Source organism: Herbaspirillum sp. meg3, assembly GCF_002257565.1.
Lineage (GTDB): Bacteria > Pseudomonadota > Gammaproteobacteria > Burkholderiales > Burkholderiaceae_D > Herbaspirillum.
In genome coordinates this window covers 2607248-2632964 of the sequence record NZ_CP022736.1, presented here as the reverse complement: position 1 = coordinate 2632964, position 25717 = coordinate 2607248, and the positions used below count along the sequence as shown (strand labels likewise).

Sequence of the window (25717 nt, the reverse complement as noted above, 5' to 3'; positions counted from 1 at the left end):
ATGCTCGATACACGGACAACGCATGGACGACACATGCTCAACGCATGTTCAATATACGCAGGCCGCAGAAATTATTGGGCATACAGCCAATATATTCAACAAATTCCCAACAAAAAACGTAGTTGCTATCTGGATTCATCTCACATGCAAGCCCCTCCGTGCTGTTCAGACATGTATCCCCTCCATCAGAAGTCCCAGCGACGACTCGCCCAGCGCTTCAAGAAGCTCGGCGTAAGAGCGCAATATGGCCTCGGCTCTCGCCTGCGGCACCAGTCCTGCGTCATATACGGCGATCAGACTCAAGTGCTCTCCCGGTGTGACTTCCAGGTTGAATGGGTAATGCCACGGGTCGCAAATGGCGACGTCGCTGACCTGCACGGCGTTACCGCGTCCGACATCGCCCAAGGGGTAGTTCTGAATGCGCAGCGCCGTGCCGAACAAGGCGTCGCCGTCGGACAAACCGGCGGATTGTGCAATTTCCGACAAAGTCAGCGTTGCGTGCGCGGTTGTGGCGACACGCCTGCGCTGCAACTGCAGGCATGCCTCGATAAAACCGGCGTCGGGATCGATCTTGCAGCGCAAGGGCGGCGTGTTGATCAGATTCCCGACCATCGTTTCGATACCGTCGACCTCGGCGGGACGCAAGACCGAAGTGACACCGAAGCAAACCTCGTCCGCCCTGCTGTGGCGCGCCAGCACCAGCGCCCATGCCAGCATGAAAATGCTTGGCGCCGACAAACGATGCCGGCGCGCAAAGATGCCAAGGCGGGCACCGGTTCCAGCTTGCGGTTGCCATGTCATTTCCGCAAAGCTGCCGCTGCAAGCCGCCCCTTGTTCCACCGGCCAGCGCGAGGGTGTCATCGCCGCCAGTTCGGCGCGCCAGAAGTCGCGCGCCGCTGTCGCATCCTGACGCCCCAGCCAATCCAGGAAGACTCGGAAATCCGGCGCCGGCGCTGTCGTCAATTGTTTGCCGTAAGCGGCCATGACTTCGCTGAGCAGTACCGGCATCGACCAGCCATCGATCAGAATATGGTGATAGGTCCAGACGAAATGCTGGCCGGTCGTCGTTTGAAGCAAGGAAAAACGCATCAGCGGCGGCTTGGCCAGGTCGAAACCGCGTTGCCGGTCCTGCAGGCAATAGGCGTCAATGGCCGCACTGAGATCCTCGTCCGGCAAACCGGTCCAATTCTCCTGTTGCCAGGCAAGCGGCACCGCTTCGCTAAAATGCTGGCGCGCCTTGCCGTTCTCCCCGATGGTGAAATGGGCGCGCAGCGACAGATGCCGCACCAGCACGGCTTGCCAGGCGGCGATGAAGCCGCCGGTGTCCAGCTCCACCGGCAAGCGCGCCGTGAATTGCACCACATAGGCGGAAGAATCCGGATACGCCACGGCGTGCGCCAGCATCGCGGCTTGCTGGGGTGCCAATGCGCAAGCTGCGACGGCGACGTCTGTTGCTGCCACTGTTGCTGCGGCAGGAACATCCCGCGTCAGCGCCTGCAGCCAGTCGCGCATGGCGGCGCATAGCCGATCCGCAAAGGCCTGCGGCAATACACGCGGATCGAAAGTGAGGTCCAGTTGCAAGCGTCCGCCGGCAATCAAGGCATTGACTTCCAGTACATACGGACGCGGTGTCGATGGTGCAAAACCGGCACCGTCGGCTTCCGGTGCAGGCCGCACAGGCAAGCTGTCGGGCCAGGCCGTATCCCATTGACCGAGGTAGTTGAAGGCGATTTCTGGCACCGGCAATGCGGCGAGCGCCTCGCGCACTGCTGCATCGGGCGAGAGAAAACGCAGCACCCCGAAACTGAAGCCGTGGCGTGGCATCGCCTTGAGCGCTTCCCGGATCTTGTCGATGCGATGCTCACCGAGCGGCATGGTCCACGGTGCCAGCACGGTGAACCATCCGGGGATGCCGCCGACATCGATGCCTTCCAGCACAATGTCGCGGCCGTGAGATTCGAGCGCTATACCAATACCAGAGCCGCTTCCGGCTGAGCCGTCGATCAGTTCGTCCAGCGCCACGCTCAAGGCGGTCAGCAAAATCTCTTGCACCTGGGCGCCATGGCTGCGCGGAAGCTCCCGTACCAGCGCGCTGGTGACGCGCTCGTCCAATGCAAAGCTGGTGGTCTGCGCGGCACCGGCCGTTGCGGCGATATCGGTGCGCAGCAAAGGCAAGCGCGCCAGATTGCGCGGCTGTTCCAGCCAGTAGCGCAATTCGCCTGACGCTTGCGGGGATATTGCATGGCGTTCCACTGCCGCAGCCCACAGGGCGAAGGAAGCGCGCATGCCGTTATCGGAGGCATACGGCAAGCCGATGGAAGAAGAGATCTGCGCTTGCGCGTAGGCGTCGAACAGGTCTTCCAGCAAAACGCGCCACGACACGGCGTCAATGACAAGGTGATGCGCCACGACATGCAAGCGTGCCATGGCCTCGCCAGCCGGCGCCACATACAGCACCAGACGCAGCAAGGGCCCCTGCTCGATATTCAGGCGGGTCTGGTTGTCCGCTGCGCCTTGTTCCAGCAATGCGCGCCAGCCGGCCATCTCCGCCGGCGGCGGCACGATCTCCAGGTGCGTCGCGGCATGCTCGGCGAGATGCTGATGCCAGACGCCGTCGACCTGTTTGAAACGCAGCCGCAGCGCATCATGGCGCACGCAAACAGCCTCCAGTGCGAGGCGTAACGCCTGTGCATCCAGTCCGGCCGGCACTTCCAGCAGGAAACTCTGGTTGTAGTGATGCCGATCAGGTGCATCCTGATGCAGGAACCAATGCTGGATCGGTGTCAGCGGCACCGGGCCGCTGGTTGGCGCTGACACTTGTCTTGATACCGGCGGAAGTTCCACCTTCCGTCCGGCGGCGTCCACCTGTACCGCCAGCGCTGCCAACGTCGACGAATCGGAATCCATGATCTGGTTGAGCGTCAGCGCGATTCCCTGCCGGTTGGCTTTGGACACCACCTGGATCGCGAGAATCGAATCGCCGCCGAGTTCAAAGAAGTTGTGTCCCGGCTGCACTTGCGCGACATTGAGCACCTGCGCCCAGATACCCGCCAGTTGCCGTTCGGTCTCGCTGGCATAGTCGCAGGCGGCTTCTTCCGACGGCTGCCCCGTCGCCTCCGGCATCGCTTCCAGCGCCTTGCGGTCTATCTTGCCGTTGACGGTCAGCGGCATAGATGCCAGCACGATGAAATAGGCGGGAAGCATGTGCGGCGGCAGTTGTTCGCCGAGGAAATCTCGCAAGACCTCGTTCGTTATCGGCGCGCGGGTCTCCAGATAGGCCGTCAGACGGCGGTTGCCCTCATCCTCGCCCTCGCCGTAATGACGCACCAGCACCGCAGCGTGGCGCACCGCGGCATGTTGCATCAACGCCGCCTCGATTTCGCTCAATTCGATACGGAAACCGCGCAGCTTTACCTGGTGATCATTGCGGCCGACGAACTGCACCCTGCCGTCGGCGAGGCGATAGCCGCGATCCCCGGTTTTATACAAGCGCGCGCCGGGAGATCCATAAGGATCCGGCAAGAAGCTCGCCGCCGTCAGATCCGCGCGGTTCAGATAACCGCGCGCCAGCCCTGCCCCGCCGATATAGAGTTCGCCGATGACACCTGGCGGGAGCAGTTGCATGTCGGCGTCCAGCACGTGCAGCTGCATGTTCGGCAGCGGTCGGCCGACCGGCAGTTGCCCGGTGTTGTCGCCGTTGTCCGACCATGCCTCGACGCTGACCGCAACCGACGCTTCGGAGGGCCCGTAGCCGTTGTAGAAACGCCGTCCGGGCCCCCAGCGCAGTACCAGTTCGGGTGCGCAGCTTTCACCTGCGACCACCAGAGTCTGCAAATCCGGCAGGCGGCTTTCATCCAGCGTCGCCAACGCAGTCGGCGGCAAGGTCGCCGCGCTGATGCGCTGGTGCCGCATGAACTGTTCCAACTCCTCGCCCACGCGGACGGTCGCGACGTCGGGTACGATCAAGGCAGCGCCTGCGCCGAAGGCCATCGTCATTTCCCAGATCGAGGCGTCGAACGACAAAGAAGCAAACTGCAACACGCGTGCGTCCGGCAGCAAGCCGAAGGCGCCGCGCTGGGCATGCGCCAGCGAGCGCAAGCCGCCGTGGGTATTGCCGACGCCCTTGGGCGTACCGGTCGAGCCCGAGGTGTAAATCACGTAAGCCAGTGCATGTGCGTCAGGCGGCGGGAAGCCACCGTCATCCGGCGTATCGTCCAGGACGTTCAGAACCGGCACAACATCCGATGCCGCAAACAACATATCCGGATCCTGCGTGATCGACTCGGCCTGCAATTCTCGGGCGCACGCGCTATCCGCGATCAACAGGCACGCGCCGCTGTCTTCCAGCATGAAGCGCCGGCGAGCTGCCGGATAGGCAGGATCGAGTGGGACAAAGGCACCGCCGCAGCGCAGGATGCCGATGACCGCAATCAGGTAACGCGAGGATCGCGGCAAGCACAGCGCGACCTTCTTTTCGCTGTCCACGCCGAGCGTTCGCAGACGCCGCGCCAGCTGCAGCGATGCGATACGCAATGCGGCATAACTCAGGCTGCCTTCCTGATCGCGCAAGGCGATGCTGTCCGGAGAATGTCTTGCCCAATCATCGATTTGTTGCGGCAGGAAGGCCGGCGCGATCGCTTCGACCGGACCTCTGCCTGCCGCCAATGCCGCCTGCGCATCGAGATCGTCCAGCGCCAGTAAGCGTGCTGCCGGCCAGTCCGGATGCGCCGCCATATTGTCGAGCAAGCGTCCCAGCTGCGTCAGCAAACGGTCGGCCGCCGCAGCGGGAATGGTGGCATCGCGATGCAAGGCCAGGTTCAGCGTTTCACCGGCGCTACAGACCAGGGTCAGCGGGTAGTTGGTGCGCTCTCTCACCGCAACGCCCGCCAGGCGCACGCCGCCGCCGGACAGCGACTGCGCCTTGGGATAGTTCTGTAGCAGTAACAAGGTCTGGAACAATTCCTGATTGCCGGGCAAGGATGCCGCCTGGCGAATCTCGGTCAGCGAGGCGCCGGCATGCTGCTCGCGCTCCAGGTGCTGCTCCTGCAATTGCGCCAGCCAGTCGGTCAGAGGTGTGGAGGATGGAATCCTCAGACGGGCTGGGACAGTGGCGATGAGCATGCCGATCATGTCTTCAATGCCGTCGAGTTCCGCTGACCGGCCTGAGACGGTGACGCCGAACACCACGTCACGGCTGGCGCTGCAACGCGCCAGCAACAATCCCCAGGCCGCCTGCAGCACCGTGCCGAGCGTCGTGCGCGCGCGTTGCGCCAGTGTTTGTACAGCCTGCGTGCGCGCGGGCGATAACGCTATCGCATGCACCCCGGACATCGTGTCTTGCACCGATACGGCATCGCCGGCCTGCCTGGCGAACGCCAGAGACGTCGGCTCTTCGATTCCCTGCAATGTGCGCTGCCAGAACAAGACGTCTTCGCTGCGTTCGCGCCCATCGGGCCGCTCATGCCAGCGTACATAATCGGAGAAACGCGGCGCCGCTTTCAGCCGCACCTGCGCATCGCCCAAGACCTGGCGATACAGCGTAAAGATGTCGGCCAGCAACAGCGACACCGACCAGCCGTCCAGCAACAGATGATGCGAACTCCAGACCAGCTCATGGCGCTCCTCCTCGACCTGCAACAACTGCAGTCGCAACAGCGGCGCCTGCTCAAGGTCAAAGCCGCGCGCCAGGTCGGCGCGCATCAACTCGTCCAGCGCCGCCGCGCGCGCAGTTTCATCCAGGCCGCGCCAGTCGGCGAAGCTCCACGGCAACTCGACGGCGGCGTGCACGCGCTGGCGCATGGCCGGCAGGTCGCGCCAGTGAAAGCTGGTGCGCAGCATGCTGTGACGTTGCAGCGCCTGCGTCCATGCGCGCCGCAACGCCTCGGCGTCAAGCGCGCCATCCAGCGTCAGGCAAAGCTGATTACAGTAGATGTCCGGATCACGCAGGCTGTGGAACACCATGCCTTGCTGCAAGGCCGTCAGCGGCAACTCTTCCTCGATCCTGTCCTGCTGCAGGGAAGTCTGGCCCTGTGCTGCAGCGGCGGCCGCGGCGATCTCGCACAGCGCCGCCGTTACTTCGCGCAGCCATGCATCGATGCGCTCACGCTGTGCCTCACCTGCCGGAAAACTGACTGCGCCGCTGAGGCAGCCAGCGCGGATGCCGGCGTTGATTTCGATGACGTGACTACGCGCGAATGCATCGCTCTGCGCGGGTCCGCTGTCTTCATCGACGGCGCTAAAACCCGCGCTGCCGAGCACGCTCACAGCGCCGATGTCGAGCCTGCCAAGATAGTTCAGCAGGATCTCGGCACCGGGCAAGCTCTGCAACGCAGCACGCTGTCCGGCATCGACGGACAAATACCGCAGAACTCCCAGCGCCACCCCCTGGCACGGCGATTCGCGCACGCGCTCGCACACTTGCATCACCAGTTGGGCCGGGGTTGACAGCGAGTCCGGGTCTGCATCCGGCCATTGCAGCAGCACCGGCTGCACTGCCGTAAACCAGCCGACGGTATCCGACAGGTCGACGTCGTCAAACAGGTCGACGCGACCGTTGCGTTCAAGATCTATCTGCAATGCCCCCTTGAGGCCGATGCGGGCGGCGCCGATAAACAACGCCGCCATGAGCAGTTCGTCAACACGCGCCTGGAATACCCCGGGCGCCACTTGCAGCAAGACTGTCGTGGTTGCACTGTCGAGCGACAACGGCAAACTTTCTGCTGTACCCGCCGTCCCGGCCGGCAATTGCGCCGGCAATACGGTGAGCCCCCGGACTGTGAAGCGCTTCAGAAAATAATCGTGCGCCGACTGCGCCGCCGGCGTGGCGGCCAGTTCGTGCAGCTTGCGCGACCAGACGCGATAGGAGGTGGTCGGTGCAGGCAACGAGATCTCGCCGCGCAATGCCTGTGCATAGGCCAGACTCAGGTCATCCAGCAACACCGACCAGGAATAGGCATCGATCGCCAGATGATGCACCGCGATCATCAGGCGCGCGGCCGGTTTAGCCAGCACCGCTTGCAGCACCCGGCCGGTTCGCAAGTCCATACCCCGCTGCGCTTGCGCATAGGCGGTGGTACGCGCCGGCAATGCGGCATCTGCGCCGTCCAGCACGCGCAGGATAGTCCCCGGCACAGAGGCCGCAACCCGCAAGCGTTCGCCATCGACCTGCAAACGCAACATCGGATGACGAGCCACCACCGCCTCCAGCGCGCGTTCCAGCACGGCGACGTCGACATCCGGTGGTGTCTGCAGCACGACCGACTGGTTATAGTGGGTGCGGTGTTGTCCCGCCTGCTCGAAGAACCATGCCTGGATCGGCGTCGTTGGCAAATCATCGCCATCGTCCGATTCTTGCAGTGTGCTGCCGCATATCGTCTGCCCACGCGCTTCCAGTGCGCGCATCAGATCACGCACCGTCTGGAAGCGGAATATGTCACGCACCGTCAGATTCAGCTGCAACTGCCGGGCACGCGACACAAGCTGCAGGCTGCGGATGGAGTCGATGCCGAGTTCGAAGAAATTGTCGCAAGGCCCGACCGTGGGCCGGTCCAGCACTTCGGCAAACAACGCCGCCAATGGCGCCTCAGCTGCAGTCGCGGCGGCGACTGCAGGCGCGTCATGTGGAGCAAGCGCTTCACGCGCGATATCCATCGCCAGCAATGCCCGGCGGTCGGTCTTGCCCGATGCCGTGCGCGGCAACTGCGGCAAGGTGACGCACAACGCCGGCACCATGTAGACCGGCAGGCGTTCCGCCAGCCATGCACGCAGCATTCCAGGCTCCAGTTCCGCGTCGCAGCCGGCGACGGCCAGCAATTGACTCGATCCTACGTTGTCCTCCCGCATCAGCACCACCGCCTCGCGCACCTGCGGATGCAGCATCAGGGCCGATTCGATTTCCGCCAGTTCGATCCGATAGCCCCGCACCTTGGCCTGCTGGTCTTTGCGTCCGATAAATTCCAGCGTGCCGTCGATGCGGCGACGTCCCAGATCGCCGCTGCGGTAGCTGCGCAACATAGGCGCTGCCGGATGCGGCTGGAAGACGGCGGCAGTTTGTGCCGGCTGCCCGATGTAACCCTGCGCCACGCCGGCGCCGCTGATCATGATTTCACCGATGATGCCGGGCGGCACGGCCAGGCCGCAGCCATCGACGACTTCCAGTGCAACGTTGGCAATCGCCCGGCCGAGCGGCAAGACTTCGGCGGCCGGCGACAACGGCTGTTCGGCAGGATTGAAAAAAGAAGAGGTAATGGTCGCCTCAGTTGGGCCGTAACCACTGCGAAATGCAACCGGATGCACACATAGCGCCTGCCATTCGCGCCAGCGGCGGGCAAACACCCGGTCGCTGCCGGTCACCACCAGACGCAGGCAAGACGGCGGTGCACGGCGCGTCTGACCGAGCGTGCGGACCCACTCATGCCAGAACGCCGCCGGTAAGTTCAACACGCTCAAGCCTGCTTGCTCCACGTGTTCCTGGAACGCGTCGATACTGTCGGTGACGCTCTCTGCACGAATCACCACGCAAGCGCCGGACGCCAGCGTGGGGAAAATTTCTTCGGCGGCGACATCGAAATCGGCGGCGGCGAATTGCATGACCCGGTCACTGTGGCGCAAGCCAAAATCCTGCGCCACTGCGCGTGCATGATTGGCGAGATTAGCGTGCGTCACGGCCACGCCCTTTGGCGTACCCGATGAGCCGGAGGTAAAGCAGACATAGGCCAGCGCCTGCGGTTGCACAAACTCGACGCCGACGCTGCCGCTGCCTTGCCCTGCCGTGAATGAAGAATCCGACAACAAGACCGGCACCGGCCAGCCGCTCTCTTCGGCCTTGCTTGTCACCACCAACGCAATACCGGCGGCGGCGATCATCTGTGCGCGCCGCGCTGCCGGCTGCTGCGGGCTCAGGACGGCATAACCCGCCCCAGTGCGCCACGCGGCCAGCATCGCCACCACCAGCGCTGCCGAGGACGAAAATCCGAGGCCGACCACGTCGCCGGGCTTCACTCCTGCATCAATCAGGCCTTGCGCCAACAGCGCCGCCCTGAGCGCCAACTCCCGATACGTCAGGCGAATTGCGCCCTCTTCCACGGCAATCCGGTCGGCGTGGCGCAGCGCACTGTCGGCGATCATCTGCGGCAGCAACGGCGCCGGGGCATACACCGGTAACACCGGTGCAGATGGCGGCGCAAGTTGCACGCACGATAATGGCGTGGACGCATCGATGCTCGCTTGCTGCAGCACGTAGGCGTATTGATTGCAAAATTCGGCAATGCTGGCCTGATCGAACAAATCGGCGTCGTACTCCATCACGCAGAGATACGCGTCGCCGTCGAGATGCACGAAAAAGTTAAGATCCAGTTCGGGCGCGCCGGCTGCCGGCTGCACTGCGTCCACCTCTAATCCAGCCAGATCCAGTTGCGTACTGGCATCGCTTTGCTGCATGAACATGGTCTGGAACAGCGGCGCCTTGTTCAGTGCGCGTTCCGGACGCACTGCCTGAACGATGCGCTCGAACGGCGCCTGCTGATGTTCGAATGCCTCCAGGCAGATAGTCCTTATGCGCCGGATCAGCTCGGCAAGATCAGGATCGCCCTGCAAGCTGATCCGCAGCGGCATCGTGTCCACGAAGAATCCCACCAGTCCATGGGTCTCGTTGCGGTCGCGGTTGCCGACAGGGCATCCGATCACCACTTCGTCCTGTCCCGACCAGCGCGACAAGACCTGCGCGTACACTGCCAGCAACACCATGAATGGTGTCGCACCGGCGCGCAAACCAAGGGCCTGCACCTTTTGTACGCTGCCGTGCGCCACACGCAGCTGATGCATGGCGCCGGCATTGCCGCGCTCGGCAGGACGCGGCCGATCCAGCGGCAACGCCAGCTCAGTGACGACGCCGGCCAGCTGTTCGCGCCAATAGCGCAGATGGGGTTCCAGTCGGTCTTCACTGAACATCGCGCGCTGCCACACAGCATAGTCGGAATACTGGATCGCCAGCTCGGCCGGCCGGATCGATGATGCGCCGGTTTCCAGTGCGTACAGCATGCCCAGTTCCCGGATCAGCACGCCCATGGACCAGTGATCGGAAACGATGTGGTGCATCGCCAGCGTCAGCACATGGCGATGCGGTTCCAGTTGCAACAGGCTGACGCGCAGGGGCGGCGCGGCAGTCAGGTCGAAAGGCAAGGCCGCTTCGCGCGCCAGCAGTGCCTGCACGGCCTGCTCACCCGAATCGTGGCTGGTTCCGGCAGCCGGTGTTTCGACCGTCAGCACAAACGGCGTAATCGGGAGGATATGCAGCTCCGGCTCCGGACCTTCATCGCGAATCACGCTGCGCAGCAATTCATGGCGCGCAGTGAGCGCACTCACTGCGCGTTCCAGCGCGGCCCGGTCGAGCGCCCCCTTCAGCCGCCATCCGGCCATGATGACAAAGGCACTGCCGCCGCCTTCAAGACGATCCAGAAACCACAAACGGCGCTGATTGAACGACAGCGGCGCCGTCGTCCGCTGCACCGGGCTGCGTGCCAGCTCGGGGAAAGACATTGTCAGGGGCGACTGGGATAACGCCTGCAAATGCGCAATCAGCTCGGCCTTGCGCACACCGAGCTCTGCGCGCAGAGCCGGCGACAAGGCGCCGGCCGGGCCGCGTACGCGCAGATCGCTGCCGGAGCAAGTCAGCGTGACGCCGCGCTCCGCCAATTGCGCCATCAAATGTTCAACACCGTTCAAATCGTAAACTCCTCGATGCCGTCGTCTCCGGCGCGGCATTGATCAATATGCCCGGCCAGCGCGGCCAGCGTGGCATGCTCGAACACGGCGGTGATGTTAAGGTCGACGCCGAAGCTCTCGCGCACGAACGCCAGCAAGCGCATGCCGATCAGCGAATGCCCGCCCAGTTCAAAGAAATTTGCTTCGCGCGTGATGTCCGCCACACCCAGAATGCTGCGCCAGGTGGCGGCCAGTTTTGCTTCCGTATCTGTCATGCTGCTCATGCAGCTAAACCCGCCTGCCTCCGCCAACGCCGGCACGCCGGTGCCTGCTGGGGATAGCGGTGCCGTTGTGGACGGCCTGTCCATCAACAAATCGGTGCGCGCCATCAGGTCAGGCAAGTCGCGTATCGATACCGCAACGCGCGCGTGCGGCGACGCCAGCACTCTGCGCAAGACCTCAATGCCTTCCTGCGACCGCATCGATTCCTTACCGTCCGGCGCAGCGTGGCCATGACGTTGGTAGGCCGCGACGGTCATACCGGCCTCGCCCCAGTCGTCCCAGTTGAGCACGGTGGTAAACCCGCCTCCACGCGCATTGCGCTCATGCGCGAACAAATCCAGGAATTCGTTGGCGGCGGCATACGCGGCCTGGCCGAACTTGGCCTGGGGCAGCAAGCTGCCCAGCGTCGAGCACAGCACCATGAAATCCAGCGCATCGCCTTCCAGCAAGCGATCCAGTAATACCGTGCCTTGTACTTTCGCGGCCATCACCTGATGCATCGATGCGACGCTGCGGTTCTGGATGATGCCGCCGAGATCGGCCACGCCGGCGCAATGGAATACGCCGTGGATAACACCGAAACGCGCATGCGCCAACGCAATCGCCGGCGTCAGCGCAGCGGCGTCGGCAACATCGCAGGCGCTTGCGAAGACCTCGATTCCCTCTCTTTCGAGTTCTGCGACGAGCGCGTGGTCGACATGGCGCCCCAGCAAAACGAGGCGTGCGCGGTAACGCGCAGCCAGATCGCGCGCAATGCTCGCCCCCATGCCGCCGAAGGCGCCGGTGATCAGGTAGCAGCCTTGCCTGCGCAGGCGATCGTCGCCCGCTTCGGGCGCGGCGAGCCTTACCGGCTGCAACTGCGGCACCCAGCGATGGCGGCGGCGCAGCGCGACCTGCGGCTCTGCTTTTGCGTGCAGGAGTTCGCTCAGCAGCATGGCTGCAGAGCCGTCTGCCTCGATATCGATGAGACGGCAGGTCAGGCTGCGATATTCCACCGGCAGGATTTTGGCCAGGCCCTGCAGTGTACCGAGCGACGCCGCCAGCGGCTCGTCGCCGCTGACATCTGCGGCACCGCATGTGACGACGTCGAGTTGCAGCGTGCGCGCCTGCGAGCCCGCGCCGATGGCCTGCGCCAACAGCATCACGCTGGCAAAGCCGCGTTCCAGCGCCGTCTCGAAAGGCTGTACAACACTGGCCCAGAGATGCACAACACGGGTTGGTGCGACGCTGTCCAACAGCCGGCGATAATCAGCTTCACTGGCGGGATCGATGGCGTAGTCCTGCGACGAGAGCGCCTCGAATGCCGCCGCCGCCCTGACTTCGACAATCTGTTGGCCGGTTGCGCGCAAGCCGCTCGCCAAAGCGCGGCCCGCATGGGTTTCAGCACCCAGCAGTAGCCAGATGTCCGGCGCGGGTGATGTCGCCGCTGATGTTGTAATCACCGACAGCTGCGGAGCGCGTTGCCATCCCGGCAGGTAGAACCAGTCTGCGATATCGGCGCGACGCTCCTGTGCATTTACGGTCGCGGCGATAGCCGCTTGCGGCGCAGGCCAATGGCGCGTGCGTTCAAACACATAGCCGGGCAGCGCGACGCGCAATGGCGTGCCGGCATCTCCGCTCTCCTGCCGGCTAACCTTGCCTTTGCGCCAGTCGATCAATGCGCCGCGCGTCCACAGTTGCGCCGTGATATCTTCCAGCGCAGATGCTTGCTGCGGCGCTTGCCGGTGCAGGCCCAACGCAATCAGTTGCGCCGAAGACCAGCCAACCGTGCGCGCCAGCTTTTGCAAGGCGCTGCCGGGACCGACTTCAAGCAGCAGCTCAATGCCGTCGCGCTGCAATGTGTCGAGACCGTCGCCGAAGCGCACAGCCTGACGCAAATGGCGCGCCCAATAGGCAGGATCGACGGCATCTGCATCGTTGATCCAGTTGCCGGTGACATTCGATATGAAGCGGCGTTGCGGCGGCTTCAGGGTGATATGGTCGAACTGAGCAACAAAAGCCGGCAGCACCGGATCCATGGCTGCCGAGTGGAAGGCGTGCGAGGTATCGAGGCGCACGGCCGGCACATTGATTTCTTTCAACCTTGCTTGCAAGGCATCGATGGCGTCCATCGCTCCGGACAACACGCACTGTCCGGAACCGTTGACGGCAGCGAGGCTGATCGCGTTGCCGCAGTCATGCATCAGCTCAGGCATCAACCCCTGCGCCTGTGTTTCGTCTGCCTGCACCGCCAGCATCGCACCGCCTGGCAAGGCCTGCATCAGACGGCCGCGCATGGCGACCAGCGCCAGGGCGTCATCCAGTTCGAACACGCCGGCCAGGCATGCCGCGACATATTCGCCGAGGCTGTGCCCCAGCATGGCGACGGCTTCGACGCCGCGCGCCTCCAGGCTGCGCGCCAGCGCGTACATCACCGAGAACAGCACCGGCTGCGCCAGTGCGGTCTGTCTGAGCGCCGCGACAGCAACGGGATCGTCGGCCGCAACTCCATACAGCACGGTGCGGATATCGTGCTCCACATGCGGCAACAGCGTGACGGCGCAGCGGTCGAACCAGGCCCGATAGCCGGCGTCGCTCTCATACAGCGCCTGCGCCATGCGCGGATATTGGCTGCCCTGCCCCGGGAACAGGAAGGCAAGCCTCGCCGCTCCTTTGAGCGTTGCCACCGGCTCAGTGCCGGACTGTTCTGCCGCCAGACGCAGCGCGACGATGGCTTCTTCGTTGCTGGATGCAACGATGGCGTGGCGGCAGCCGAAGGCCGCACGTCCCTGCTGCAAGGTGAAGGCGATGTCGCGCAAGGCTAGCTGCGGCTGGCTCTGCAAGGCATTGGCGAGCGCCTGCATGCTGCTGCGCAGGCTTGCCGGCGTGCGCGCCGAGAGCGGCAATATATGCTGCAACACCGGCTGCAACGACGGCTGCGATCTCGCTGCGGTGACGCTCTGCAAACGCGCAGGCGCCTGTTCCAGCACCACGTGCACGTTGGTGCCGCCGATGCCGAAGGCGCTGACGCCGGCACGGCGCGGATGGTCGCCTTGCTGCGTGGGCCACGCTTGCGCAGCGCCCACCACGCTGATCGACGCCGCAGTGAAATCGACATGCGGATTCGGCGCCGAAAAATGCAGACTCGGCGGCAGCACACCGTGCTGCAAGGCCAGAATCGTCTTGATCAGGCCGGCGACGCCGGCTGCCGCGTCGGCGTGGCCGATGTTGCTCTTGACCGAACCCAGCGCCAGCGGCCGTTGCCGCCCGCCGAAGACGCGCGTCAAGGCGGCAACTTCGACCGGATCGCCCAGCTCGGTGCCGGTGCCGTGGGCTTCGATATAGTCGATGTCGCCCGGCTCCAGTCCGGCCTGCTTCAATGCCGAGGTAATCGCGGCGGCCTGGCCGTCTACGCCGGGAGCGGCGTAACCGACCTTGCGCCCGCCGTCGTTGTTGACGGCGCTGCCGCGGATCACCGCCAGCACGTTGTCGCCGTCGGCTTGCGCCTGTGCCAGCGGCTTGAGCAGCACCATGCCGACGCCGCCGCTGGGGACGGTGCCGCGCGCATCGGCGGAAAACGGTTTGCAATGCCCGTCGGGCGACAGGATCATGCCCTGCTCGTGGAGATAGCCGCTGCCTTGCGGAAAGCGTATCGCCACGCCACCCGCAAGCGCCATACCCGCAGCGCCGCTGCGCAACGAACGGCAGGCCATGTCAAGCGCCGTCAGCGATGACGAACATGCGGTCTGCACTGCCAGCGCAGGCCCCTTGAGGTCCAGATGGTAGGCAATCCGCGTGGCGCCGAAATCCTTGTCGTTGCCGGACATCGCGTGATAGCTGTCCGCATTTTCGGGCATCGGGCCAGCGGCAAACAACTGTCCCTGCAAATAGGTATTCACGCCCACGCCCACGAAGACGCCGACGTCGACATCATCTCGCGATTCCACCGCTGCATAGCCGCCATGTTCCAGCGCGTGCCAGGCGCATTCCAGCGCGACGCGATGTTGCGGATCCAGCGTGACGGCGTCGCGCGGCCCGAGACCGAAAAACTCGGCATCGAAACAATCCGCCCGCTCGATCACGCCGCCGGCGGCAACGAAATTGGCTTGTTGCAGCACCTCGATAGTACGTCCTGCCGCCGCCAGCGATGCAGGATCGTGGCGACTGACGCCTTCGCGGCCTTCGACCAGCAGTTGCCAGAAGGCTTCAATGTCCGGCGCTCCCGGGAAACGGCATGCCATGCCGATGACGGCGATGTCCGACTGGGCAGGCAACGGCGCGCGCGCCGGATATCCTGTCTCCCGGATATCCTCATGACCGGACAAATGTTGCGCGAGACTGCGGATGGTCGGAAAACGAAACAGATCGCTGATCGACGCCACCGTACCGAACTCGGCCGTCAGCAAATCGTACAAACGGACCAGCAAGAGCGAATGACCACCGACATCAAAGAAATTGGCGTCCGGGGCGATGTCCTTCAGATTCAGCACCTGCCGCCACAGCCCGGCAACACGCGCCTGACAATCGCGCCCCTCTCGACCTTCGCGGCTCCCGGCATTATCCGATATAGGGCCCTTTGGCTCAAAGGCCGGCAACGGCAAAGCGTTCACATCGATTTTGCCGTTGCCGGTGAGCGGCATGCCATCCAGAATCGAGATGAAATCGGGCACCATGAAGGACGGCAAGCTGCGCCGCAGTTCGCTGCGGAGCGTCGCCGCATCCGTGTCGGCGGCACCAACAACATAGGCCACCAGACGGCGCTCTCCGGCGCTGTCTGGACGTAGCATCGCCAATGCCTGAGTCACGCCGGCCTGCTGCGACAAAGCGGCTTCGATTTCGGCCGGTGCGATGCGGAAACCGCGCAGTTTGAACTCGCGGTCGCTGCGGCCGAGAAAATCCAGCGATCCGTCTTCACGCCAGCGCGCGCGGTCGCCACTGCGATACAGGCGCGCCAGCGGATCGTCGGAATACGGATCCTGCTGAAAACGTTCTTGCGTCAGCGCCGGATTATTAAGGTAGCCGATGCTCACCCCCGGTCCGCCGATGCACAATTCACCAACGACGCCGACCGGCATCGGCGCACCCTGCTCGTCCAGCACATAGATGCGCGCATCGCCCAGCGGACGACCGATCTGTAAAGGCGCTTCAGCCCCCGCATAGCGGCCGGCGGTCGCGGTCACCGTGGTTTCGGTCGGACCGTAGGCGATGAACAGATCGCGGCCTTGCTGCCATTGCGACGCCACCGCAGCGGGACACAACTCGCCGCCGACGATCAGTGTGCGCAAACGCGGCAACGGCGCAACCGGCATCGCTGCCAACAGCGCCGCCGGAATTTGCAGATGCGTGATATTCATTGTGTCCAGCGTCTGCAGCAGCGGCGAGCCGGGCAACAGACGTTCGCGCGGCGCCAGGCACAGGCAGGCGCCGGCGGCCAGGGAAAACACGATATCGGAAACCGCCACATCGAAACCGAAGGCGGCGAGTTGCAGAATGCGGCTTTCCTGCTTTATGGAAAATTCAGTCACGGCGCTTTGCGCGAGACGGCACAAAGCGTGATGCGCCAGCGCCACGCCTTTCGGACGGCCGGTGGAGCCGGACGTGAAAATGACGCACGCGGTTGCGGTGAAGTCCTTGTCCAGCTCGTAGTGAACGTGCGTCAACTCGTCCTGTTCAGGCGTGCAAGACAAGTCCTCCCATACCGGCAAGCGCATCCATTGCGCCTCGTTCCAGTCTGACGGACGATCTCCAACCACCAGCGCGACGCCGGCATCTTGCAGCATCTGCCCGATCCGTGCGGAGGGATAGCCGGGATCAATCGGCACGAACACACAACCGGCTTTTGAAATGCCCAGCAGCGCAGCGATCAGGCCAATGGAACGCTCGCCGATCAGTGCGATGCGATCTCCCGGATTGAGGCCTGCGGTACGCAGACGCCGTGCAAAGTCGCCGGAGAGCTGTTCCAGTTCCCGATAATTAAGTCCGCCCTCGGGCGTCGCCAGCGCCGGCGCGTCGCCGTTGCGCTGCACGCTGGCGCGCAGCAAGTCGTGCAGCCGCAGCGGCACGCTTGCCGGCGGCAACACGGTGTGCGCCCGACCGAACTGCGCCAGCAAGGTGCGCGCCTGGGCCGATCGTGCATCGAGCAGCGAGTGCGACAGCGGCGGCACATCGGGTTGCGCCAGCAAGGCGTCCAGCAACTGCACGAAGCCCGTGCCGATGCGCTCAGCCAGCTCGGGGATAATGACGTCGGCGGCATATTCCAGCTCGCCCGCGATGCCTTGCGCATCCTGATGCAACGCCATGCTGAGATCCGTACGCGCCAGCGGCGTCGGCAAGGGTTCCGCTACCGCGTCGATGGCGTCCAGCTGCAATTGCCACTGGCGCAGATCGGCCAGCACGAACATCGCCTGCAGCAAAGGCGGCCGCTGGGGAACCCGCTCGACGCCGGCAGCTTCGACGATCCGGCTGAAAGAGATGTCCTGATGTTGCAGTCCTTCGGCGACGCGTTGCTGGACGCGGCGGCCGAACTCCGCCAGATTGGCGGCGCTGCAATCCAGGCGCATCGGCAGCGTGTTGGCAAGAAAACCGACGATGCCGTCAAGCCCGGTGCGGCTGCGGCCGGCGACAGGAATGCCGACCACGACCTCCTGCTCGCCGCCAAAACGCGCCAGCGTCAATCCCCACACCCCGAGCAACAGCGCGAAGACACTCAATCCGGCGTCATTGGCTGCCTGTTGCAGGCGTTCGCTGCGCTCCCGGCCGAGCGTGACCGGCACGCGGCCAAGGCGGAAGTCGCGTTGCTCCGGCATCCGGCTCAAGGCTAATCCGAGCACGGCAGGCGCACCGGCAAGCTGGTCGCGCCAGTAGTTGTACTGCACCTCGAAAGCGCTCTGTTCGTCGCAATGGCGCTGCCATTCGGAAAAATCGATTTGCTGCAAGGCTGCGGGAGCAGGATCAAGCGCATCGCTGTAGGCCTGCCCCAGTTCTTCGACAATCACGCGCCCGGAGCCGCCGTCGAAGGCAGTGTGATGCGCCACGATCGCCAGCAAGTGTTCAGCGGATCCGAGCCGGATCAGGACGGCGCGCAGCGGCAGGTCTTCCGCCAGCGAGAAAAACCGTTCTGAAAATTCCTGCAGCAGCGGTGTAATCTGCTGCCGGCTGTCGTCTGCTGCGATCCTTTCCAGAGTGAATTCAGGCGAGGCGTGGACCTCTTGCACCTCCTGCCACAGCACGCCGTCGGCAAGGACGAGCCGCGTGCGCAGCGCTTCGTGGCGTTGCATCACGCGCCTGAACGCGGTTTCCAGACGTTCGACGTCCAACTGGCCGCGCAGCCGGTAAACCACCGCCTGATTGTAGGCGCCGCGCTGTTGTCCGGATTGCTCAATAAGCCACAGACGCTCCTGATTGAACGAAGCGCGCGCACGCCGGTGCGGGCCGCCGGCCACCACTTCCGGCAGTCCTGCGCCACGCTGCGCGCGGCACACTTCCAATGCCATGGCGCGCAAGCTTGGCGCGTCAAAAATTGCCGTCACCGGCAGGCGCACGTCCAGGCTTTTTTCCAGCGCAGCGACCAGCCGTATGGCGCTCAGCGAATGGCCGCCCGACTGGAAGAAATTGGCTTGCGGATGTTGTGGACGACTACCGATTACTTGCCGCCAGATATCCGCCAGCAGGTTTTCTTCCAGCGTCATCGCGCTTTCCGTCTCTGGCGCTTGTGCCGCTGCCTCTCCGTCGGGCGCGGGTAAGGCAAGGAAATCGATTTTGCCGTTGGAGTTGAGTGGCAAATCCGGCATGAAGACATAACGGGACGGCTGCAAGGCCATCGGCAAGATGTCCTGGATGCGTCGCCGCAACGCCGGCTCCACCGATTCTTTCGCGACAACATATGCCATCAGTATCAGTTCGCTGCTGCCGTCAGTACCGACCTCGCGCGCCACGACTACGGCATCCACCACACCGGGGCACCTGCGCAGCGCGACGCGGATTTCCTCGGGATCGATGCGCACGCCGCGAATCTTCACCTGACGATCCAGTCGCCCCAGGTAATCGATGCCGCCATCGGGACGCCAGCGCCCGAGGTCTCCCGAACGGAACGCGCGACCGCCGGCGACGCCTGCGGGCAAGGTGACAAAGCGCGGCTCGCCGCCATTGAGACTGAGATAGCCCCGCCCCAGGCCGATGCCGCCGATCATGATTTCTCCTGCCGCTCCCACCGGCAGCACGTTACCGGCCGGATCGAGAATCGCCAGCAGATTGCCGGGGATCGGTCGGCCTATCTGCACCTGCGGTCCTTCGGCAGTGTCGACGTCGTAGCAGGTCGAATCTGCCGACGCCTCAGACGATCCGTAGAGATTGAGCAGATGGCAATCCGGCAACAGGCTTAGGAAACGGCGCGCCAGGTCGCCCGGAAACGCCTCGCTGCTGCAGATGCAGTGACGCAGCCCGCCCAGCACGTGGCCGACGTCGGCGACATGATCGAGCAGCGATTTCAGCAGTGATGGCACCAGCGTCAGGCGCGTAACCCCGTACTGCTGCATCGCCGATGCGAGCGCCCGGGGATCACGCACCTGGGCTACCGACAAGATCACGGACGGTACGCCGCCCAGCAGTGGCCCGAACAGTTCCCAGACGAAGTCGACAAAGGTCGGCGTGGTTTTCTGGCAATAGCGGTCGAACGGTTCGAAGGGATAGCGCTCCAGCATCCAGGCGATACGATTCACCGCCCCCTGGTGCAAGCCCATCACCGCTTTCGGACGACCGGTCGAGCCGGAGGTGTAGAGGATGTACAAGAGGCTGTCGGGACGATTGACATCCGGCGGCACGGCTGCCTGCGGGAATGCCTGTGAAGGATCGACCAGCGTGGGCTGCTGTGCTGCGGGAACGCCGGCGGCAAACCAGTCCGGCAAGCCTGTCGTCATCAACACCGTCGCACCGCTGCTGTCGAGCATGTAGCGCAGGCGCTCGGCGGGGAAATTCGGATCCATCGGGACGAAGGCGCCGCCCGCGCGCAAAGTCGCCAGGATGGCTATGGCCAAATCCACCGAGCGAGGCAGACAGATGGCGACCGGCGTTTCGGCAGCCACGCCCAGTTGCACCAGATGCGCGGCCAGCGCGGCGGAACGGCGGTCAAGTTCGGCATAGGTAGTTTCGCCCCTGCCTTCCGCATCGATCAGCGCCACGGCGTCCGGCGTCCTTGCAGCCTGTTCTGCAAACCAGGCGCTCAGCGTACGCGGTGCGGCAGCAGGCAAGGATGGCAATGAGGGCAACGGCGGATTGAGGCGCGCCAGCATCTCGCGCGCCACGTCGCTGCGTTGAAGCGGCAGTTGCGACAACGGCAGTTGCGGATCGGTCAGCGCCGCTTCCAGCAGGACTTCAATCGATGCCGCCATCGCGGCGGCGACCTGCGGATCGATGAAGTTGCGGCGATACTCCAGTCCGCCTTCGATATGTTCTGCGCCGGCCTCCAGTTCCAGCAGCAAGTCCGCCCGGGCGGCAGGAAGCGGCACGGATGCGGCGTGCGCACGCACCGCACCTGCTTGCGCCTGCAGCGGCGGCATCGTCTGGAACACCAACATGGCCTGGAACAGCGGGGCAAGTCCTGTACGGCGCTCCGGATTGACGAGTTTGACGACTTCGTCGAACGGCAGTCCCTGATGACGCAAGTCTTCCAGCATGTGATCGCGCACCTGTTCAGTGAGGCTGCCGAAACTTTGGGTACGCTCCGAGAGATTGCGCGACACCATGTTCTCGCTCAGGAAACCGACAACGTCCTGCTCCTTCTGCTGCGGGCGGTTGACGACCGGAACGCCGATGGCGATGTCGTCCATGCCGGAATAACGCGCCAGCACGGCATGGAACGCCGCCAGGACCACCACGAAGGGCGTGGTTCCTGAGGTGTCGGCAAAGCGTTTGATGGTGGCCGTCAGCGGCGCCGGCAAGACCACCGGGATACGTTCGCACAATGTCGCGCCGGCTTGTCCACGCTGTCCTGAAAACGGCAATTCAAGTGCTACCGGCAACTGCGCCAGCCGCGTCTTCCAGTAGCCGTGCAATTTTTCGCGCGCGGCGACTTGCTGCGGCTCGCGCAGCCACGCCGCATAGTCGCCGAACTGCACCGGCTCGGGCAGCGCCGCCGTTTCATCGACCTGGCCGAGTTCGCGCGCATACAGCGTCACCAGATCGCGCAACAGCAGATGTCCCGACCACATATCGATGATGCTGTGATGGAAGGTCAATAGCAAGGCGCACTCCTCGCCTCCACCTCCGCCCTTGCTATCGTCGTCATGCAGAAGTTGCGCTCGCAGCAGCAGGTCGGCAGCGAGGTCGAAAGGCTGTGCAACAGCCTCGCGCAAGAAAGACGGCCATGACGCTGCTGGCATGGTCTGCTGCGTCAGGGAGAAGCTGTCGACTTGCGTGAAGGTCTGCCCGATGATGCCGTCATCCTGCTCGAAAAAGCCGACGCGCAAGCCCTCGTGACGTTGCAGCAGCGCCAGCAGAGCACGTTCCAGCGCGGCGACGTTGATCGGGGCATTGAAACGGATATCCATGCCCAGGTTGAATTCTCCGGTCACGCCGTCGATGCGTTCAACCGTCCACAGCCGTTGCTGAGCAGGCGTCGCCAGCACGCGCGCCGACGCCGCGCGGCGAGGGATTGTGGGCTCTTCCGACGGCAGTTCGAAACCATCTTCGGCCAATAGATCGGCCAGCAGCGCTGCATCCAGGGCTGCATCCAATCCAGTCTCCATCGCCGGCATTTCAGGTGTTGTCATACAGTCCTCGCAGCAACACGTGCCGCTTTTTGTTCGGGTGTCATTTGTTCTATTTCCAGCCAGCGGCGAGCGATGGCTTCGGTGATTCCCGGCTTGCTTTCGCCACGCCGCACGTGGGCGCAGAATCCTGCCACGGTGGGGTTTTGCAGCAGATCGGGCATCCCCACATCGAGACGGAAACGTTCACGCGTGACCGCTGCGATTTGCGCTGCGCGCAGTGAATTGCCGCCCAGTGCGAAAAAGTCGTCGTGCACGCCGCATGTGGACAGCTCGAGGATCTGCTTCCACAACTGCGCCATGTAGCGCTCGAATTCGCTGCCCGGCCGGCCCGGCTGCAAGAATCCGCCTGCTATCCGGGTCAGCTGTTCGCGATCAACGCTGCCCGATTCGGTGCGCGGTATTGCGTCTACCTTCAGCACCGCGACCGGCAGGCAGCGGCCGAAGTGGTCGCGCAACATCACGGGGCCTTGCGAAGCGCCGCCTGTTTCAAAGACCAGCGCTTCGTCCACCGCAATGGCCGCATCTTGCAATCCTGCGTGGCGCGGATGCTGCAGGTCGAGACCGATCGCCAGCACCGGCACGGCAGCCGATAGCGCAATGTCGAAGCTGGCGACGGCATAGTCCGGTTCCAGAGAAAAATACCCTGCTGCTTCCACCGTCGATACCGGCGCACCGTCTTTGCTCATGCCGGTATGGCGCCAGGATGAAAATCCTAGGTAACGGCAGCGCGTATTGCCGGACGCGGTCAGCTGCTCGGCCATCGCCGCTTGCCAGGCGTTCGCGGCGGCGTAGGCGGCGTCCTGCCGGCCCGCGACCATGCCGGCTACGGAGCCGACCAGAACCAGCCACGCACCGGGATGCGCTTCGGCCAGCGCCTGCAAGGCTAGACTGCCGGCAACTTTCGCATGCATCGTCTGCGTTAGCGCTGCTGCCGTTTCGCGGCTCAATTCGGTCTGCCGGCCCTCCCCCGCCAGATGCAATACGCCGTCCAGTCCGCACTGCCAAAGCGTTCGCGCCCGCGCTACGGCGGTGTGCAAAGCCGCGGCGTCGGCCACATCGGCGCTGACGTACAGCACCCGGCCGCTACGTTCCAGCTCCTGCAGCGCCGTCACGCGCGCGGTGTCGAGCTGTGCAAGCGCGCTACGGCCGACAATCAATAATCTTGCATCGTGACGATCGAGCAGATGCCGCGCCAGCAACAAGCCGACACCGCCGAGTCCGCCACTGATCAGATACAGGCCTCCGGAGCGCAGTGCCGGGCGATCAACCTTGATCAATTCGACGTTGCGCCAGCGTCGCAGGTGGCGCGCGCCGTTGATATAGGCCAGTTCGGTTTCGCGCGTGCGCTTGCGCAGGTCGTCGAGAATCATGCCGGCATCGTTGCTGAGGTCTTTGCCTGAAAACTGGATATGCACGCAATGCACACCCTCGATTTCCGCTGCCGCCGTCCGCAAAAAAGCGGCGGCTGCAGCGTGCCTGGTGGCATCAGCAGTATCAGCGCCGCCGCATACGATCAGCCTTCCAGGCCGGTTGCCTCGCGCGGTCGCCGCCAGCGCCTGGCATAACGACAGCAGCCGGGGCAAGCGCGCCCAGCCGGGTAATACAAGAATGATGTCAGGCAATCCCTGCTGCGCCATCTCGTTGAAAAAACGGTTCAGGGAAGGCAACGGATCGGTTTCTTCATCCAGCACGAACGGCTTCCAGTCGATATCGTCGGCCGCTTGCGCGAGCGCTGCCCGGATCGCGGTATCGCCGGCGGAGGCGTCTCCCAGTACGGCGATGCGTTGTCCGTGGACAGACTCGCCTGCCGGGACAGCGATCGGGCAAGCTTTCCAGAACGGTTCGGAGAACCAGCGGGGAATGGTGCCGGCAGCCTCCAGCAGGCAGGCAGCGTGCTTGATCTCAGTATCGAAAACACCGGCTTCCAGCCGGCGCTTGAGTTCTATCCGCTGCACCTTGCCGGAATTGGTACGCGGCAGGCGATCGGCCGGCACATGGATGAAATACGCCGGCATCAGCGACAGCTGCTTCCCCAGGCGCATGCGCATGTCTTGCATGACGCGCCTGAGAGCGTCATCGCGCACAGCGGCAATATCTGAAACGCCGGAAACATGGAAAAACAAGGCCAACTGATCCGTTCTTGCAGCCGGCGCGCGTACACCGACAGCCGCGATGCTGATGCGCTCCACGCCCTCTGTCTGCGCCACAACTTCCTCAATTTCGCTGCTGTAGAAATTGGCGCCGTTGACGATGATCATTTCCTTGATGCGCCCGACTACGAAGAGCTCGTCATTGCGGATGATGCCCATGTCGCCGGAGCGGAACCAGTTGCCGTGCATCGCTTCGGCCGTGAGGTCATCGCGGCCGAAATATCCCATGAACAAGGAGTCGCCGGACAGCTCGACGGCGCCGATGACGCCCTCCGGGACCACCTCGCCATGCTGGTCGACGATGCGATGCGCGGCACCGCAGATCGGCAGGCCGAGGGAAACCACCTCGCCGTTGCCCGGTGCCCACTGCGACATGCAGAATCCGCTGACGGTTTCCGTCATGCCGAAAGATGGCCAGATTGCGCCGGAGGGTAATTTGTTCTCCGCAAAACGGGAGGCGAAAGCCGTCAGAATGCTGTCGGAAACTGCCTCACCGCCGTTAAGGATCATGCGCAGGCTCGATAAATCCCAGTCACGTGTCGCGCCGGGCGCAGCCGCCGCCTGCAGCAACAGCTCGAACGCAAAGTTGGGCGTCCAGACCATGCAGACCCGATGCCGATGCGCCAGCTCCAGCCAGCGTACGGGCGCTTCCAGCACCGTGGCGGTGTCGACCTGTATCTGGTTCATGCCGAGCACCAGCGGCAAGATCGACAAGAAGCCCAGGCCGCCGACATGGTCTAGCGGCATCCAGTTCATGGTCGTCGCGCCGGGCGTCAGCGCGGCGCCGCGTTCGGCTGTGCCGCCGATCATCGCCAGTACATTGGCCTGGCTCAGCATGACCCCCTTGGGAAGACCGGTGCTTCCCGAGGTCATGAACACCATGGACAAGGCTTGCAGATCGCTTGCCGGCGAAGGGATTGCACTTTCGGCGCGACAAAGTTCAGACGTATCGAGCAGGGTCATTCCGCTCAGCGCATCCGCGCCCAGCGGCGCCAGCGCTTGCAAGCTCGCAGGATCGGCGGCAATGAACGGCCGTCCCAGCACTTCCCAGGAGTCGCGCAAGCGCTTGACAGATGCACCTCCCGCTGCTGCAGCCGCAAGCTTGAACGGTGCCGGCACCATGGAGCCGAGTATGCAGCCCCAGAACAGCGGCAGCAGGCTGCGGCTGTCTGTCGCGTCGACAAGAACTACATCGCCGCTGCGAACGCCGTGTATGCGCAAGCCGCCCAGCATCCGTCGCGCCTGATCGAACAATTCGGCATAGCTGACCTGAATTTCACTCATATCGGCGGCGACATGGACGATGCCGAGTTCAGGATGCTGCGCGGCGCGCTCCAATGCTTCGGCCAGATTGGCCGGCATTTGCGGCTGCGCAGGAAGCGGTCTGAGGCGGGACACCGCCGGCTTGCCGGCAGCAGCGCTCACCGGCGTCCGGGAAAGCAGTGTTTCCTGCAAAGTGGGAGCCAGCAAAGGATGATCCGGAAGGAGATCAGCCAAATGGATGCGCGGCCGCAACGGCACAATCGGCCGATAGACGGCAGTCGGCGGCAATGAAGTCTCGACCCAGGCCGGCAATGCGGCCAAGGCATGGTCATCCACGCAGCCGTCGGGCCGCAACGGCAAAGCGTACGCGCGCACCAGCGCTACCGGTTCCGGATATCCTGAGTCCGCAATGGCGGCGTCCAAAGTCTTGCGTTGACCGCCAACGACATAGGCGACCAGGCCAATACCCGCCTCCGCCTCCCCCTTCGCCGCTGCTGCGACGAGATGGACGACCGAGACCGTCGGCACTGCCAGCAGCCGCGTTCTGAGCGCGGCAATCATAGTGTTATCCAGCAT

The 25717-nt window shown here is 64.0% G+C and carries 3 protein-coding genes; all 3 read right to left on the bottom strand.

The genetic code is table 11. From position 1 onward, the window contains the following. Positions 1-165: 165 nt before the first annotated feature. The 3 genes from hmeg3_RS11700 to hmeg3_RS11690 are packed head-to-tail and all read right to left on the bottom strand — an operon-like array spanning position 166 to position 25717. Complete coding sequence (locus hmeg3_RS11700; protein ID WP_232511970.1) at positions 166-10722, bottom strand: non-ribosomal peptide synthetase; 10557 nt, start codon at positions 10720-10722, stop codon at positions 166-168. After that, positions 10719-21728, bottom strand: coding sequence for a non-ribosomal peptide synthetase/type I polyketide synthase (locus hmeg3_RS11695; RefSeq protein WP_232511969.1), 11010 nt, complete (start codon positions 21726-21728; stop codon positions 10719-10721). The genes hmeg3_RS11700 and hmeg3_RS11695 overlap by 4 nt, the downstream gene beginning before the upstream one ends. Continuing rightward, positions 21725-25717 carry an SDR family NAD(P)-dependent oxidoreductase gene (locus tag hmeg3_RS11690; protein ID WP_198361829.1) on the bottom strand — a complete coding sequence of 1331 codons (3993 nt, stop codon included), beginning with the start codon at positions 25715-25717 and terminating at the stop codon, positions 21725-21727. Before hmeg3_RS11690 ends, hmeg3_RS11695 begins: the two co-directional genes overlap by 4 nt.